13 protein-coding genes and 3 pseudogenes are annotated in these 16,275 nt (G+C 69.7%); 5 read left to right on the top strand and 11 right to left on the bottom strand.

Features of this window, described 5'->3' with window-relative positions:
* Positions 1 to 92: 92 nt before the first annotated feature.
* Positions 93 to 2,195: a DNA helicase RecQ gene (gene recQ, locus AAC944_RS16455; RefSeq protein WP_078888650.1), complete on the bottom strand. Its 2,103-nt coding sequence runs from the start codon at positions 2,193 to 2,195 to the stop codon at positions 93 to 95.
* 284 nt (positions 2,196 to 2,479) lie between these two features.
* Between recQ and AAC944_RS16450 the strand changes: the two genes are divergently transcribed.
* Positions 2,480 to 2,752, top strand: a complete 273-nt coding sequence (locus AAC944_RS16450) for a hypothetical protein (RefSeq protein ID WP_030617040.1) — start codon at positions 2,480 to 2,482, stop codon at positions 2,750 to 2,752.
* 73 nt (positions 2,753 to 2,825) lie between these two features.
* Here AAC944_RS16450 and AAC944_RS16445 read toward each other — a convergent pair whose 3' ends face one another.
* Both AAC944_RS16445 and AAC944_RS16440 read right to left on the bottom strand, forming a co-directional pair.
* Positions 2,826 to 3,647 carry a VC0807 family protein gene (locus tag AAC944_RS16445; protein WP_051871905.1) on the bottom strand — a complete coding sequence of 274 codons (822 nt, stop codon included), beginning with the start codon at positions 3,645 to 3,647 and terminating at the stop codon, positions 2,826 to 2,828.
* Positions 3,644 to 5,107 carry a carotenoid oxygenase family protein gene (locus AAC944_RS16440; protein ID WP_078888651.1) on the bottom strand — a complete coding sequence of 488 codons (1,464 nt, stop codon included), beginning with the start codon at positions 5,105 to 5,107 and terminating at the stop codon, positions 3,644 to 3,646. The genes AAC944_RS16445 and AAC944_RS16440 overlap by 4 nt, the downstream gene beginning before the upstream one ends.
* A gap of 184 nt (positions 5,108 to 5,291) precedes the next feature.
* Between AAC944_RS16440 and AAC944_RS16435 the strand changes: the two genes are divergently transcribed.
* Positions 5,292 to 5,894, top strand: a complete 603-nt coding sequence (locus AAC944_RS16435) for a PadR family transcriptional regulator (RefSeq protein ID WP_063759964.1) — start codon at positions 5,292 to 5,294, stop codon at positions 5,892 to 5,894.
* Between the two features lie 136 nt (positions 5,895 to 6,030).
* Positions 6,031 to 7,116 (top strand): terpene synthase family protein, encoded by a 1,086-nt coding sequence (locus tag AAC944_RS16430; RefSeq protein WP_030617047.1) that lies wholly within the window; start codon positions 6,031 to 6,033, stop codon positions 7,114 to 7,116.
* A 104-nt stretch (positions 7,117 to 7,220) separates the two neighbouring features.
* Here AAC944_RS16430 and AAC944_RS16425 read toward each other — a convergent pair.
* Positions 7,221 to 7,427: pseudogene (locus tag AAC944_RS16425) on the bottom strand (CAP domain-containing protein); the annotation flags it as partial.
* 470 nt (positions 7,428 to 7,897) lie between these two features.
* Here AAC944_RS16425 and AAC944_RS16420 point away from each other — a divergent pair.
* Positions 7,898 to 8,122 carry a hypothetical protein gene (locus AAC944_RS16420; protein WP_030617049.1) on the top strand — a complete coding sequence of 75 codons (225 nt, stop codon included), beginning with the start codon at positions 7,898 to 7,900 and terminating at the stop codon, positions 8,120 to 8,122.
* Between the two features lie 133 nt (positions 8,123 to 8,255).
* Here AAC944_RS16420 and AAC944_RS16415 read toward each other — a convergent pair whose 3' ends face one another.
* From AAC944_RS16415 to AAC944_RS16395, 5 genes and pseudogenes are all read right to left on the bottom strand, one after another.
* Complete coding sequence (locus tag AAC944_RS16415) at positions 8,256 to 9,047, bottom strand: ABC transporter permease (RefSeq protein ID WP_037772492.1); 792 nt, start codon at positions 9,045 to 9,047, stop codon at positions 8,256 to 8,258.
* 325 nt (positions 9,048 to 9,372) lie between these two features.
* Positions 9,373 to 10,143: pseudogene (locus tag AAC944_RS16410) on the bottom strand (ABC transporter ATP-binding protein); the annotation flags it as partial.
* A 127-nt stretch (positions 10,144 to 10,270) separates the two neighbouring features.
* Positions 10,271 to 11,311: a polyprenyl synthetase family protein gene (locus AAC944_RS16405; RefSeq protein ID WP_037772493.1), complete on the bottom strand. Its 1,041-nt coding sequence runs from the start codon at positions 11,309 to 11,311 to the stop codon at positions 10,271 to 10,273.
* A 669-nt stretch (positions 11,312 to 11,980) separates the two neighbouring features.
* Entirely contained in the window at positions 11,981 to 12,418 is a 438-nt protein-coding gene (locus tag AAC944_RS16400; protein WP_030617057.1) for a phage tail protein, read from the bottom strand.
* Between the two features lie 685 nt (positions 12,419 to 13,103).
* On the bottom strand, positions 13,104 to 13,682 hold the full coding sequence (locus AAC944_RS16395; RefSeq protein ID WP_030617059.1) for a hypothetical protein: 579 nt from the start codon (positions 13,680 to 13,682) through the stop codon (positions 13,104 to 13,106).
* Positions 13,683 to 13,884: 202 nt separating this feature from the next.
* Between AAC944_RS16395 and AAC944_RS16390 the strand changes: the two are divergent.
* Positions 13,885 to 14,118: pseudogene (locus AAC944_RS16390) on the top strand (site-specific integrase); the annotation flags it as partial.
* 213 nt (positions 14,119 to 14,331) lie between these two features.
* On the opposite strand, the gene AAC944_RS16385 reads toward AAC944_RS16390, so the two are convergent.
* Together AAC944_RS16385 and AAC944_RS16380 are read right to left on the bottom strand one after the other, a co-directional pair.
* Positions 14,332 to 15,105, bottom strand: coding sequence for a glycosyltransferase (locus AAC944_RS16385; RefSeq protein ID WP_030617066.1), 774 nt, complete (start codon positions 15,103 to 15,105; stop codon positions 14,332 to 14,334).
* 3 nt (positions 15,106 to 15,108) lie between these two features.
* Positions 15,109 to 15,897, bottom strand: a complete 789-nt coding sequence (locus AAC944_RS16380; RefSeq protein ID WP_030617069.1) for a GntR family transcriptional regulator — start codon at positions 15,895 to 15,897, stop codon at positions 15,109 to 15,111.
* Positions 15,898 to 16,275 lie beyond the last annotated feature (378 nt).

Raw genomic sequence — 16,275 nt, 5'->3', positions numbered from 1 at the left:
CCCGCCCTGCTGAGGCCCGCCGCCGCACGACCGGCCCCCCTCACGGAAGGCCCGGTCCCGCTCACGGAAGGCCCGGCCGCACGCTCCTCCGCTCATCCAAAGGCGCCCTCGCGGTCCTCCTCCGGCGGCGGCTCCTCCATGTCCCAGTCCCAGTGCACATCGGCATCCGGGGCGGTGGGCTTCCCGGCACCTGGGGCGGTGGGCTTCCCAGCGCCCGGAGCAGCGGACTTCTCGGCTCCCGGAGCGTCGGCAGGGCTGCCCGCCGCCGGCCCGTCGGACAGCACCTCGTCGGACAGCACCTCAAGGATGGCCTCGCCGTACTTCGCGAGCTTGTTCTCGCCGACGCCGTTGACCGTGCCCAGCTCGGCCGTGCTGGACGGCCGGGCCGTGGCGATCTCGCGGAGCGTGGCGTCGTGGAAGATCACATACGCGGGGACGCCCTGCTCCTTCGCGGTCTGCCCGCGCCAGGCCCGCAGTGCTTCGAAGACCGGCACCGCCTCCGGTGGCAGGTCGACCGGCGCCCGCTTGGCCTTCGCCGCCTTCGCCTTGGCCGCCCGCGCCGGCTTCTCCGGCTCGCGCCGCAGCGGTACCTGGCGCTCCCCGCGCAGCACCTCGCCGCTCGTCTCGGTCAGCACCAGCGTGCCGTAGTCGCCCTCGACCGCCAGCAGCCGCTGGGCCAGCAACTGCCGTACGACGCCCCGCCAGTCGGCCTCCCGCAGGTCCGCGCCGATCCCGAACACGCTCAGCGCGTCATGGTCGAACTGGATGACCTTGGCGGTCTTGCGGCCCATCAGGATGTCGACGATCTGGCCCGTGCCGAACTTCTGCCCGCGCTCGCGCTGCAACCGGACGACCGTCGACAGCAGCTTCTGGGCCGGCACCGTGCCGTCCCAGGACTGCGGCGGCGCCAGGCACGTGTCGCAGTTGCCGCACGGCGTGCTCTGCTGGCCGAAGTACGCGAGCAGCCGCACCCGCCGGCACTCCACCGTCTCGCAGAGCGCGAGCATCGCGTCGAGGTGCGCGGCCAGCCGCCGCCGGTGCGCCTCGTCGCCCTCGGAGCCGTCGATCATCTTCCGCTGCTGGACGACGTCCTGCAGGCCGTACGCCAGCCAGGCCGTGGACGGCAGGCCGTCCCGCCCGGCGCGGCCGGTCTCCTGGTAGTACCCCTCCACCGACTTCGGCAGGTCCAGGTGGGCCACGAAGCGCACGTCCGGCTTGTCGATGCCCATGCCGAACGCGATCGTGGCGACCACCACGAGCCCGTCCTCGCGCAGGAAGCGCGCCTGGTGGTGCGCGCGGGTCCGCGGGTCCAGCCCGGCGTGGTACGGCACGGCGTCGATACCGTTCTGCACCAGGAACTGGGCGGTCTTCTCCACCGAGGCGCGGGAGAGGCAGTACACGATGCCGGCGTCCCCGGCGTGCTCCGTGCGCAGCAGCTCCAGCAGCTGCTTCTTCGGCTCGCTCTTGGTCGCGATGCGGTACTGGATGTTCGGCCGGTCGAAGCTGGCCACGAAGTGCCGGGCCTGCTCCATCCGCAGCCGCGAGGTGATCTCGCCGTGGGTGGCCTCGGTGGCGGTGGCGGTGAGCGCGATCCGCGGCACCTCGGGCCAGCGCTCGTGCAGCATCGACAGGGCGAGGTAGTCGGGGCGGAAGTCGTGGCCCCACTGGGCGACGCAGTGCGCCTCGTCGATGGCGAAGAGCGAGATCTTGCCCCGGTCCAGCAGGCCGAGCGTCTGCTCCACGCGCAGCCGCTCCGGTGCGAGGTAGAGCAGGTCCAGCTCGCCGGCGAGGAACTCGGCCTCCACCAGGCGACGCTCCTCCAGGTCCTGGGTGGAATTGAGGAATCCCGCGCGCACGCCGACCGCCCGCAGCGCGTCGACCTGGTCCTGCATCAGCGCGATCAGCGGGGAGACGACGACGCCCGTGCCGGGGCGCACGAGCGCGGGGATCTGATAGCAGAGCGACTTGCCGCCGCCGGTCGGCATGAGGACGACGGCGTCGCCGCCGCCGATGACGTGCTCGACGATCTCCTGCTGGCTGCCGCGGAAGGCGTCGTATCCGAAGACCCGGTGCAGGACCTCCAGCGCTTCACCGCCCGGCGCCCCACCGGTCCGCGCACCCTCGCCCGCGCCCGGGCCGGCGCCTGCGCCCGCGCCGCCCGGAGCCTCGTCCAGCCCACCGTCCACGTCGTTCATGTCTGGCAGCTTACGAGCCACGGCCACCCCGCCGCTGAGCCTGTGGACAACTCCCGCCGGTGGGGGAGGGTGTTGCTCCACACCCCGTGAGCGAGGTCATAAACGGACCCTGCCGACGCTCGGCACGGGGCCTCGCCGACGCTCGGCACGGGGTCGCGCCGACGCTCGGCACGGAGCCGCGGACCGTGTCCTGCGACGAGGTGGCGAGGCCCGCGACGAAGGCGTCGTAGGAGCCGCCGAGGTTCTTGCCGCCCGGCTCCCACGCCTGCCGATGGTCGCTCGCGTTGATCACCGCGAAGTACGCCTCCACGGTGGCGGTGGCGTCCCGCACGGACTCCGGTGCCGCCGGCTGCGCGGGTTGCTGCGACGGCGCCCGCTGGGACACGGACGGTGACGTGGTCGGTCCACCCGGCTCGCCCCCGGAGGGTGGCGCGGTCACCGTCGCCGTGCTGGTGACGGTCCTGTTCCCGCTCCTGTCCTGCGGCGCGTCGCCGGAACCGGAGGACGTGCAGCCGCCGATCATTCTGCGCCGGATGTGCCGGTGGCGCCGCCCGTGAAACAGGAGCGCGGGGCGGCGCGGTACAGCCCCCCGCGCCGTACCCCACCACCCCGCGCTCCTCCCCCGGGGAGTCACCGCCGAAGGTGCCGGGTGGCGGCCCACTTGCGGTGCACGACGGTGTAGACGGTCAGGAGGACGAAGGTGCCTATCTGCATCAGGCCCGAGAGGCCGGTGGCCGCGTCGACCGGCAGCAGGTAGATCATCGGGATCCTGAGGACGGACTCGGCCAGCATGCCGATGCCCCATACGCAGGTCATGACCGTGAGCGCGCGCCGGAACGCCGGCTCGGTGGCCCAGCGCTGTTCGAGCGCGGCGCGGGCGCTCGGGGTGCGGCCCTGGGTGCGCCGTACGACCGCGTAGATCATCGGGCGCCGGGCCACCGCCGTACCGAGGAAGATCAGCCCCGCCAGGGCGGTCGGCACCGAGTCCTTGGCCAGTACGAAGCGCGCGTCGCCGCTCATGAAGGACAGCAGCAGGCCGACGCCCCATACGGAGAGCATGAACGCCGCGAACACATCGAAGCGGCGGGGGAGGACCGCCACGTACACGACCCGGAGCGCGGCCGCGACCGTGGCACCGAGCATCGAGACGTACACGCTGGTCCCGAAAGCCCGCAGGAGGTAGTACACGGCGATCGACAGCCCGACGTCCAGGAGGAGCGTCGAGAACATCTCCCCGAGGCCGGTGTACCAGCGCTCGCCTTCACGTGCGACGGCCGTGCCCTCCCTCGTGCCCGTCGCTGCCTCCGTACCGGTGTGTGCCGCTGCCACCATGGCCGGCTGTCCGCCGCTGCCCTCCGGGCGCTCCGCTGCCGTCCTCGGGTCCATGGTCTCCGCCCCCGTCTGCACTGTGTCCGCTCCCTGCTGTCTGTCGTCGTACGTGGTGGTGTTCACCGTCCGGCCTCGTCCCCGTGTCCGTCCCCGGCGTCGTCCGCGATCCAGGAGCCGTGGAAGCCCGCGGGGACCGCACGGGGCAGCCGGACCGAGGCGGCCGGGGCCCCGGTGAGGTCGGTGGCGTCCAGGACGAGGAGTTCGGAGCCGGCGCCCGAGCGGTCGGTGACGATCGACAGCAGCCAGCCCTCGTCCTCGCCACGCGCGTCCCGCGCCGGTACGAAGACCGCTTCGCCGACCGCCCGGTCCGGGCCGGCGTCGTGCACCCGCCGCTCGCCGGTGGTCACGTCGTACCGCACCACCGCACCGCTCGGCTCCTCCGACGCCAGGTACAGGTACCGGTGGGCCCGCCCCACCCGCCCGGAGTGCAGCGTGGGGAACTCGACCGCGAGGTCGTCCAGCTGCGCCTCGCCGACGGCGCCGGTCACCGGGTCCAGCGTCCACCGGTACAGCACCGGCCCCGGAGCGCCCGGCCCGGCCGCCCCGGGTGCCGGCGGCACCCAGGCGGTGCCTGGCTCGCCGCCGATCGTCGTCCACACGCCGTTGAACGTGGCGCGGTCGTACCGCACCGCGTCCAGGACGATCCGCCCCGCCGCGTCCTCCTGGGCGTTGCCCACGTGGAACACGTAGCAGGGCTCGATGCCGAACCACCGCACCGGCGCCTCACCGGACCGGTCCATCACGCCCAGCCGGGCGCCGTACGCGTCGTCCCACCGCAGTGGCATGCCCCTGCCGCGCAGCGTCGCGTCGAAGGTGACCGGAAGGTCGAGCCAGATCACGTACCGCTCGGTGATCGCGAAGTCGTGCATCATCGTCGGCTCCGGCACGTCGATCACGCGGCTGTACTCCAGCTCGCCCGCGGCCGACATCCGGTGGTACGTGACATACGGAGGCGTCGGCGCGTACCCGAAGAAGTGCAGCTCCCCCGTTTCCGGGTCCTCCTTCGGGTGCGCCGTCATCGCGGTACGCAGCCGGCCCCCGAAGTCCTCCGGGCCGAGCGTGCCGAGTCCGGGCGTGACCCGGTACGGCAGGCCGCCCTCGCACAGGGCCAGCAGCCGGCCGCCGTGCTCGATGACGTGCGTGTTGGCCGCGTTGACGGCCAGGTCGCGAGTGCCGTCCGGGCGTGTGGCCGGCGCGCCGGCGAGACGGGTGGTGCGTACCCAGCGGTTGCGGTACCACTTGGCGCGCCCCTCGGCGATCCGTATGCCGTGCAGCATCCCGTGCCCGAGGAACCAGTGCGCGCCGCTCTCCGAAGCTGCCTTCGGGTTGGGGCCGTTACGGAGGTAGCGGCCGCTCAGCTCCGGGGGCAGGGCGCCGCTGACCGGCAGGTCGTACGCGTCGATCTCGTCCGGTACGGGCGCGAGGTGGCCCGAGAGGGCCGTCGGGCGGCCCGCTGTGCCCGAGGGAGCGCTCTCCGCCTCGTGTCCGGTGGTGCCGGCAATCCGTGCCGTTCTGTCGGTCATCGCGTGGTCCCTCCCCCTGAGGAGCCGTCCGTGGATGTCGCCGCCTCGTGGTGCGCGGTTCCGGACGGCTCCGCTGCCCTCAACTTCGACAGGTAGAAAGTGACACGTCGTGGAGCACGTGTCAACTTCTACATGTCGTTGGTCTAGGATGAAACGGGACAAGGAGAAGAGGCGGAGAGACGCGATGTCGCTGCGGTACGCACTGCTGGGGCTGCTGGCCGATGAGGCGGGCAGCGGTTACGAGCTGACCAAGAAGTTCGAGCGGAGCCTGGACCGCTACGCCTGGCACGCCAAGCACAATCAGGTCTACCAAGAGCTCAACCGGCTGGCCTCCGACGGCCTCGCCGAGGTCGTCGAGGAGGGCGCGCGCGGCCGCAAGACGTACGCGATCACCGAGGCGGGCCGTGCGGACCTGCGGCAATGGCTGATCAATCCGCCGCGCAACCCCGTGGTGCGGAACGAGTTCGTGCTGCGGCTCTTCCTGCTCTTCGCGCTGGACCCGAAGGAGGCGCGCGGCGTGCTCGCGGACTACGCGGCGGCCGTCCAGCGTGACCTCGACGCCCTGACGGCCCTGGTGGAGTCAGCGGACGTCGACCTGCACGACGGCGTGCTGCCCGACCCGCTCGCCTTCGGGCACCTCGCGGCCGGCTTCGGCCTTCACATGCTCCCCGCGTCGCGTGACTGGGCCCTGTGGGCCATCACCCAGATCGACAACCGGACGGGCGAGGGCGAGGGCGGAGACGGGGCGCGTGAGGGCGGCCCGGTGGACGGCGCGCGCGAGGTCTGACCGTCAACACCGAGCTGTTTCTGCCCTGTTAGGAGGGTTTACCTGCCAGCTGCATGTAGGTCACGGTCGCCCGGTGACGGCCGATGCAGGATGAGGCCGTTCGTGCCGTCGTCGTCCAGGGCAAGGTGTGCAGTTCATGGCCGTGACCGTCAACGAAGTCGATCTCCCCGCGATCTTCTGTCCCTTGGAGTCCGCCAGGTACCCCCGCGCCCACCTCGTCGACGAGCGGGCCAAGGAGTGGATCCGGCGCAGCCCCATGTGCGCGACCGACGAGGAGCGCACCTGGGTCATCGCCACGTGCAGCACCGACTTCTTCGCCCGGTTCGCGCCCGACGCGGCCGACGACGACCGCCTGCTGTGGACGTCGCTGTGGGTGTACTGGGGCTTCGGTTTCGACGACAACCGGTGCGACAACGGCCCGTTCAGCGCCCGGCCCGCCGCGTTCGCCGCCCTGGCGGGCCGCGTGCAGCGCGCCTTGGAAGCGCCGTCGGCCCGGGACGAGACGGAGGGCTTCATCCCGGCCCTGCAGGAGATCGCGGAGCAGTTCCGGTCGTTCGGCACCCCGCTCCAGATGCGGCGCTTCATCGCCGCCCACCGGGCCTGGCTCTCCGGTGTGACCTGGCAGGTCGGCAACGCCGCGCTCGGCCGCATGCCGGACCTGGACGAGTACCTCGCGATGCGGCTGCTGTCGGCCGGCGGCGAACCGCCGTTCGCCATGCTGGAGATCGCCACGGGGCACGAGGTGCCCGCGGCGGACATGGAGCGGCCTGCCGTCCGTGCGCTCACCGAGATGGCCATCATGGTCGCCGCGCTGGACAACGACCGGCACTCCCTGCGCAAGGAGCTGGTCCGGGGGCAGACCGACCAGAACATCTACAGCGTGCTGATGCGCCACCGGGAACTGCCGCTCCAGGAGGCCGTCGCGGCCGCCACGCGGCTCCGGGACCGGGTGCTGCTGCGCTTCATGGAGGTGCACGACCGGGTGCGCCCGGGGGCCGGGCTGGAGCTGGCCACCTACCTGCAGGGCCTGCGGTACGGCATCCGGGGCAACGCGGAGTGGGGACTCCGGGTGCCGCGCTATCTGAGCCTGGGGCGCGTACCGGACCCCATGGAAGAAGCTCCCCTGGAGTGGGCCGAGTCGCCCGCGGACGACGACCGTTCGGCTCCGCGCGGACTGCCGACGCTGGCGTGGTGGTGGGACGACGCGCTGCTGGGCGTGTGAGGTGCGAGGAGGCCGGTGAGAAGGATGCGAGGGGTACGGGGGACTTCGGGGTCCACGGGCGCGCAGGGAGGGCGGCAGAAGGCACTGGAGGGCCTCCGTCGCGGCTATCGGGTGGCGAGCAGGACCGTCCCCCACGGCCCCTGACGGTCTTCTCCGGTGACGCCCACGCCGGCGTGCTCGTACGCGCACGTGAGCAGGGTCCGGCGGTGTTCGGGGCTCGCCGTCCAGTCGCGTACGACCGTGACGGCGTCCCGCTGCCCCCGGGCGAGGTCCTCGCCGACACGGTTCCAGTGGTACCCGGTGGCCGTGAGCCGGCGGCCCGGACGGCGGCCGGCAACCGGCCTTCACCCGCTCGTCGTTGATCAGCCGCAGGACGGCCGTGGCGGAGCGGGCGCGGTCCGGGAAGGCCGCGGGCCCGGCGGGGGTTCCGCGTGCCGTACGAGCGGCGGCCGGCGCCGGATACGGGAAATCGGACCCTGCGGCCGCCCCCGCGATAATTGCCAGCAGCGCCACCGCGGTCGGCAGCACCGTTCATGCCGCCGCCATGCATTTCCGTACGCGCCGGAGTGGACTTCGCCACCGGACACACACATGATTCCGCAGCGCGTTCTCCTGTCGTTTTCACGAAAAGCGATTTGCGATCGTCAGCTCATCTCCCCGGTGGGTGGACCCCCCTTTGAGGGAAGAAACGCGGAAACCCAGGGAAGCCCGTGAACGCCGACGATGCCGCAATTAAGATTTTGGTGTCCGGCAGATATCCCGCTCCACACAAGGAGAATCCATGTCGTTCCTGCGACGTGCCGCGGCCGCATCCGTCATTGCTGTCGCCCTCGCGACGTGCGGCGCCGTTCCGTCCGCGCTGGCGGCCCCGCCCGCGTCGTCGTCCGCCGACCCTTACGACGAGGGGCCCGACGGCCGCCCGATCAGGATGGGTCCGTTCACGTTCCCGTCCCAGGGGCAGGTCAACGGCGGCTTCGGCTGGAACACGTCGGGCGGCGGCTACTGAGGTACCGGCACGACGCGACGAGGTGGGCCCGGCACTGCTGCCGGGCCCACCTCGTGTCGTACTCGGAACTCACCGCCGCACTCGGGCGCCGCGCCGACCGGGCGCCGCATCCGGGCCGCGCCGCCCGCCGTGCTCACCGCTTGAGCGTGGCCGCACTCGCCAGCAGTACGGCGATCACGCACCCCAGGATCAGCAGCGCGTCCCGTACGAAGATGCCGGTCACCCCGTCGTGCCGGGCGGCCTCGCCGGCGGCCTGTACCGCGTACGTCATCGGCATCACCTTGGCCAGCGCCGACAGTCCGTCGTTCATGTCCTCGCGCGGCACGAACAGGCCGCACACGAGGAACTGCGGCAGCACCCCGGCCGGCAGGAACTGCACCGCCTGGAACTCGTTGCGCGCGAAGGCGCTGACCAAGAGGCCCAGCGCCAGCCCGAGGAGCGCGCCCAGCATCGCGATGATCACGAGCAGGTACGGCGGCCCCTTGATGTCCAGCCCCAGCGGCCCCACGGACAGCACCGTGGCCAGCACCGCCTGGAGCAGGGACAGGAAGCCGAAGGCCAGGCTGTAACCGAGCACGATGTCCAGCCGCTGCACCGGCATGGTCAGCAGCCGCTCGGCGGTGCCCGAGGTGCGCTCCCGCAGCGTCGAGACCGAGGCGACGAGGTACATCACGATGAGCGGGAAGATGCCGAAGACCTGCGGGCCGATGCGCTCGAAGGAGCCGTCCGCGCCGTCGAACATCAGCTTGAGGATCACCATCAGCATGCAGGGAATCGCCAGCATGAGCGCGACGCTGCCGCGGTCGCGGACGATCTGCTGCAGCACCCGTTGCGCGGTGGCGAGGGTGATGCCCGGGGTGAGCGGCAGGGCGCGGGCGGTGCGTACCGCCCGGGCCGGAATTCCCGGCCGGGACTCGGTTCTCACGTTATCGACCTCGGCACTCCGATGCGAAGAATGAAGCATGGGGGTCGGGCAGCATGGCGCCGTCGAACAGCGGCCCGGCCGGCGCAGGCACGGTGTCCTCGGTCTCGGTATCGGAGCCCGTCGGCGTGCGCACGGCTTCCCCGGAGTCGGCGGCAACTTCCTCCGGTGACGCCGGGGGCGCAGCCCCTTCCGGTGCGGCCTGCGCGTGCTCCGGTGCGCAGCGCGCTGTCTCCGGTGCGGAGTTCGCGGCCACTGGTACGGAGCCCGCGGCACCCGGTGCGGAGCCTGCGGCCTCCGGCGCGGGCGGTGGGCCGTCGGGTACCGTTCCCGACTTCGGTCGTACCAGCCGCATGAAGGCGCTCTCCACGCTTCCGCAGCCTGTGTGCGCCAGCAGTTCCGTCCGTTCGCAGGAGGCCAGCAGGCGTCCGTCGCGCATCAGCAGCAGCCGGTCGCAGCGGTCGGCCTCGTCCATCACGTGACTGGAGACGAGCAGGGTGGTGCCCTCGTCGGCCAACCGCCGGAAGACCGTCCACAGTTCCTGCCGGATGAGCGGATCGAGGCCCACCGTCGGCTCGTCCATCACCAGCAGTTCCGGCGAGCCGAGCAGCGCGACGGCCAGCGAGACGCGCGAGTACTGACCGCCGGACAGCCGCCCGACGGGCTGGTCGGCCCAGTCCGCCAGGTCGACCTCCTTGACCACCCGCACCACGGCGTTCTCCCGGCGCCAGCCCCGCAGCCCCAGCGCCGCGGAGAAATAGCGCAGATTCTCCAGAACCGTCAGATCGGCATAGGCGGACGGCGCCTGCGTGACATACCCGACGCGTGTTTCCAGCGCCGCCGCTCCGGCCGGGTGGCCGAGCACCTGGACGTGCCCCGCCACGCTCGACTGAATTCCGACCACGGACCGCAGAAGCGTGGTCTTCCCGCAGCCGCTGGGACCGAGCAGACCGACGATCGACCCACGGGGGACGGCGAAACTGATGTCCGCCAGAATTGCCCGATCCCCGCGCACGACCTGCAGGCCGTACACGCTGACCGCCGGAAGCCCGCCGGCCGCCGCATAATGTGCGTCGATGGTGTGCTGTCTCTGTTCCAAAAATCCGCCGCCCCCCGGCTGGGTCCCGCAATACCGCCAAGAAAGTGGAATGGCCACTGGGGAAAACGGGCGCGGGGCCTTACGGGTTACGTGCGCGCCCCTGCGGATCACGCACGTCGCCGCATTCTCAGTGATCCCGCCGCGTGATCAGCAGCGCGAGGTCGTGCAACTGCCGGTACACGGACGGCACCGGCTCCGCGCGGGCCAGCGCCCGCATCGCGGCGCCCACCTGCCGCCTGGCCTCCACCGCGGTCGCCTCCCGGCCGCCGGCCTGTTCGATCAGCTCGGTGGCCGTCGCGACGTCCGCGGCCGACAGCGGCTCCGTACGGTCGTACAGCTCCGCCAGCCGCCGCCCGGCGGGCCCGGTGTCGGCCAGCGCCACCGCCACCGGCAACGACTTCTTGCGCGCCGCGACGTCCGCGCCCACCGGCTTCCCGCTGCGCCGCGTCGCGCCCCAGATGCCCAGCAGGTCGTCCACGCACTGGAAGGCGATGCCCAAGTGGCGTCCGAAGTCCCGCAGCCCGGCGGTCCGTTCCTCGGACGCGCCGGCCAGCAGCCCTCCCAAGGCGCACGCGCACCCCATCAGGGCGCCCGTCTTCCCCGCCGCCATCTCCAGGTACTCATCGGCGCGCACCCGGGCGGTGCTCTCGAAGGCCACGTCCTGGCTCTGTCCGCGCAGCAAGTCGTCGAGCATGCGGGACAGTTCCCGGGTGGCGGCGCCGGCGTGCGGTACGGCCTCGGCGGCCAGCACGGCGAGCGCACTGACCAGCAGGGCGTCCCCGGCCAGTACCGCGGCGGGTGTGCCGTACCGCCGCCACACGGCGGGCCGGTGGCGGCGCAGCGGGTCGGCGTCGATGACGTCGTCGTGCAGCAGCGAGAAGTCGTGCACCAGCTCGACCGCGACGGCCCCCGGGATCACGCTCTCCGGTGGCGCGCCGACCGCCATCGCCGACAGGAAGACGAGGGCCGGGCGTACGGCCTTCCCGCCGCCCTCGGCGCCAGGCAGCGCGGCTCCGCTCCAGCCGCGGTGGTACCCGGCGACCTCCCGCTGCGGCGCGGGCAGGTCTTCCACGACCCGGCGCAGCGCGGGCGTGACGAGCTCCCTCGCCCACCCGAAGAGGGCCGTGCCGCTGTCGCCGGTATCACCGGGCGGGTGAGGTGATTCCACTCCGCCGGCTACGTCTGTCCCACCGGACGCACCGGCTCCATCGGCTTTCTCGGTGCCTGGTGGGGCCGTCGCGGACGGGTGCACCGAGATCTCGCACACCACCTACATCACCGACAACGGCGTCGTACGCGCTCCCGCGAAAAGTCGCGGACGCGTGAAGAGTTCAGATGCCACGCAGCCCACCTAACAGCGCCCGCCCGCCGGAACCCGCTCGCGGCCCGCCCCCTACCCGCAAGATCACTGGAGCAGCGTAAGAACTCCCGTTCCCGCACGCCGACAAGCGGGACCCGTGGCCTCAACCACCCATAGCTTGCACGGCGGTTGCCAAAACGTTCCGTCCCCGCGCACGCCGAAGGCCCCGACCGGACCGGTCGGGGCCTTCACGCTGATGCCCCCGGCAGGATTCGAACCTGCGACACCCGTTTAGGAGTTCACCCGGCTGGCTGTTGGGGCCTGCGCGTCGTACGTCTTCGGGACCGCGCTGACCCGCTCGCGTCTCCCGTCGTCCGCCACTGTTGATGTCAGTCGCGGATGTCAGACGCGCTGCCCGGCTTGAGTTTGGCTAGCGTTTCGGACTGACCAGGTGCGTACTCAACTGCTGAAGGGACTGCTGCTACATCTAGCGACAACCACGTGACCAGCCAGTCCGCTGAGTGCGGCCTGGGCCGTTCACACAGGGTCGCAGGTGACGAATTGGAGTTCGAGTGTTTCGTCGACCTGGCCGGTTTCACCCGCAGCCAGGTCCGTAGTACTCCAGGAGATAGGGCGCGCGCCAGTGAGCTGAAACTTCCTCACCGTATCGTTCTGCGCGTTCACGTACACCAGGATGATGTCTTCGGCACTGGCTTCGGTCTTGGTCGGATCGCGGGAGTCCATGATCCACTGAGTGAACTTATCGCTCTTGTCCATGCCGCGCGTAAGAGTCAGGGTTCCGAAGAACGCCGGCGCCCCCAAAACCAGGTCGGGTACCGGCTTCCCGTCCGGCGAGTTCTGCGACAGTTCGACGTACTCCTGTTCAATCGTCACACCAGTGACGCTCTTCAGCGTCTCCACACGGCGGTTACCCAGCTCCACCTGCCACTGATGCTTGACTGCGTGGTCTTCCATGCGCACTCCATCTCGGCGGGCCCACTACGGGCGGTCCAACAGCGCCCTGATCATGCCCAAGGGCATGTGGACGAATGCCCACAACACGCCGAAAGTGCCTACGGGCAGGTTCTCGTGGTCCTTGAGGTTCGTTGATCCGGTCGACCGGAGCGAACGACGCCTAGGGCCATATCTGCCGCGCCGGCTTCTTCTTGCCCTGGGTCTTGCTAGTGATCTTGACGACCTGCGTTTTCCCTGGTCTGAGCGCTGATCGCCAATGCCGAGTACGGCGTCATTGGTCGTCGCTAACCGCTGCTGAGCGACCTCGGACGTCCCAGATACCGCCCAAGACTTGCTGTCCGGTCGACCCCGGTTCCCGCGCCGCGCTGTGTCGCCAAACCTCACTTCTTGCGGCGCCGCACCCGCTTCCTGTTCTCCTCCTGACCCCGCTTCGTCCAGTCCCCCTGATGGCGGTAGCAACGGGCCGTGCCCTTCATCGTCTTGTTCTGGCAGCGGCGTCCATTCGCTAAAGGCCAACCGCACTTCCCCTGCTTCCACTCACCCATGTGTCCCCCTAGGGCATTTCACTCAGGACGGGGGACCAGGGTGCGCCTAACCTCGCGGAGCAGGGAGAGCGCACAGCGGGCGACAAGAAACATCCAGGCGCATATGCCGCGCACTGGGCCGCTCGCGCGTTCTCAACTAGTCAGGCCTGTCCAGCACTCCTAGGAGGGAGCAGTCTTCGGCGTCCCACGAACAGTCGGCGCCGCGCCCCTTCACCGGACGATGCGATGCCGAGTGCTCTCTCAACATAGAGGCTTCGTTCCCTGCTCAGCAGGGTGATCGCTTGGCCTATCAGTTTTGGCTCCCAGGACCGCCTCAGTTCTTTCGCGCTCTCAGGCGGAGCCACCAAGGCTTCCAGCGACTTGATTGCCTGGTCGACCGTGCTCTTCCCTTCGAAGAGCGGCAACGCCGCCACCTCAACGCGGGCCCGGCTAATCGGGTCCAAGATGGAGAGGACGTAGGGCTCCCTCTTGTCGTAGTCGGTAACATCGAAGTCGTCTGACCTCACGATGTACCGATTCGCTGCGTCAGCAGCCTGGATCAGGTGGTCCAGAGCGGCAGCGAAGCGAGCCTCGCTCAGCTTGGCTACTTCGAGCCGGGCCTCCCACTGAACCCGGTCACGCGCGACCCCACGCTGAGTCCAACGTGCGACACCAGCAACTATGAGTGCCGCCCCGCTTGTGAAGAGCGGGCCGGCGACGGCTATCGAAGAGAAGCCCATACAGAGCGTGTTGCCGGACTGCCTAGCTCTCAGAAGCCGAAGAAGTGACCCGTTGGTTCCCTGACCAGCGGAGAAGCCATCGCTTGTTCGTCTGACCTGCGGTTGAGTCGTTGTCGCCTGTCATTGTTGGTCAACGTTGAGCACCCCTGCACGGCCCAGAGACGGCCCGGACGGGGGTGCTGGATGTCGCTCGTTGCGAACTACCGGCGTCGCCAAGTCCGCCGGTCTTCGAGTGATCCGGCTGCACGATGCCCGGTATGGATGCGCGACCTTGCCGACTGCGGCCGGAGTTGCTCCGCGCGTCGTGATGGAGATCCTTGGCCACAGTCAGATCAGCATCACGATGGACGTGTGCACGCACGTCGTGCAGGACACGCAGCGCGAGTCCATCAGTCACATGGACCGGCTGCTCAAGAGGCGTCGTACCGCTGACTGATCGCGCCGTTGATGTCAGATGTGGATGTCAAAGACCACCCCTAAACGTTTAGGGGTGGTCTTCACGCTGGTGCCCCCGGCAGGATTCGAACCTGCGACACCCACTTTAGGAGTTCTTCCTGAGGCCTGTGATGTTAGGCTTTCAGTGGACCCGCCTAGTTCGCGAGGTACGCGGAAGTCTCCTGTGGTGCGGCGAAGTGCACCGAGGTTGCCGTCAACGACTGCCGTCAGCCGTTGCCTTCCCAAACCGCCAACCCGGCAGGTCGGCGAGGGCCCGCGCGCGAGCTTCCACTACGGCCATTCGGGCTTCCCGCTCGCCCGCGTGCACATGGGCTGCCTGGCCCGTCACCTGTCCCGGCCACTTCCGGTACAGGAGCCCGGCTTCGCTGTTGAACCATCCGCGACTGACGGCATTCAGGGCTAGCAGAAGCCCCGTATCCTCCGATGCGGGAAGGGCCATCCAGCCGCCCAATGCCAGGAGTAGTTCGCGCCGGACGCACAGAGTCGCCGGGTGGACCTGCGCGCGGTAGTCGTGCGCCTTCCAGAAGTCGAGCACTGCCCCGCACTCAATTACTCCAGGGGCAGGGTCTCCGTCGAACCCCACCGTGGTGCCGTCGGGCAGGAGATCTAGAACACGTGATGTGGTCCACCCGATCTCGTCGTCTCCGAGAGCAGCGATATCGCGCGCCAACGTGCCAGGCGTCAGCATGTCATCGGCATCTAGCACCTTGACGAATTCGCCGCGTGCTCGGGACAGGCCCATGGTCCGAGCCATGGCTGCACGGCCTGCGCGTCCCTGTCCGAAGGTCACCCGATCATCGTCAGGCACGTGAGGTGCGACGGCCTCTGTTTCGCCGTCCTCCTGAATGACCCACTGCCAGTTCCATCCGTGCGGGAGTTCTTGCTCGGTCAGCGATTGGTAAGCCGCCGGCAGGTGCTCGGCCCCAGGGGCATGCACGGCGGTCATGATGGTGATGATGCGGGTCATGCCTCACCACCTGTCCAGCGGAGTGACGAACTTCAGTTCCGTCCGGTCCCCCGGCAGCGTCACGTCAGCTACCTCGACTACTCGGCCGTTGGTGTCGATGCACGTCTTCCGGAGGACCATGACAGCTACACCTGCTGTCAAGCCTAGGTCTTCCGCCTCTTCAGCCGTGGGCGGCCTGGCTGAGACTCGCTCTACTACCCGGTCGACTTCCACGTCGACGCTGTGGAGCTGGCTCTGCGTGCCGCCGGGCCACGGTTCGTTGCCCTCGTCGAGCAGGGCGGGGTTGGCTGCGGCTACGTCGTAGAGGAGCCGGGAGCGGGAGACGTTGAACGGGGCTTCCTCCTCCCGATACCGGGTGCGGTACACGCGCTCCAGTAGGCGCGTGCCGACCGGCACACTGAAGGCTTGGGCCAGATCGTCGTCAGCCTCCGTCTCGCCGTACTCGGCGCTGAACACGAGGTCAGAAGTGGTGAGGCCCGTGTCGAGCTCTGTCGCCCCGGTTTCCTGACGCTTGTCGAGCGACTGTCGCGCCCTGCCCTTCTCCCGCTGGTGCCGTTCGTTGGTCCGGGTCACCAGCTGGCGAGGCTTGCGAACGACGTTGCCGCGTCCATGCTGCTTCTCGATCAGCCCTTCTGCCTGCAACACGCCGAGTGCTTGCCGCACGGTCGGCAGACTCTTGCGGTACTGCTCCACAAGTTTCGTTTCAGCAGGCAGACGTTCGCCAGCCTTGAGTTCACCTGCACGGATGCGTTGCCGGAGATCGTCAGCGATCCGCTCGTATGCCTTCGCCACGTGGTGTTCACCGTCCCTGTCTGGTGGGCCGTCTCAGCATAAGTCCTCAAGAGGTGTTGACGACCTGCGGGAGATCGGCCATGGCCGTGGCAACTCCTAAAGAGGAGCTGAGGACGGGAAGTCCTGGGGTGCTTTATGCCCAGTTCGTCCTGTGAAGTACCGCCCGGAGGGCCTCCGTGAGACGGGCCCGAAGGAAGCGGCTGCGGCTTGAGAACTCAACAGCGAGACAAATGAGCGGGGTGAGAGTCCCCGTCCCCGCAACGGCCCGGGTGATGGCCGCCGGCGGCCACTTAGTGGCAGGTGAACCTGTCCTGTCCGCGTATCAGCTCTGGAGAACAGCCCTGGGGATCATCCCTTCATCACTGGAGGTCAGCCCCT

Origin of the sequence: Streptomyces sclerotialus, assembly GCF_040907265.1 — a bacterium.
GTDB classification, from domain to species: domain Bacteria; phylum Actinomycetota; class Actinomycetes; order Streptomycetales; family Streptomycetaceae; genus Streptomyces; species Streptomyces sclerotialus.
This window is presented reverse-complemented; position numbering and strand designations above follow the sequence as displayed.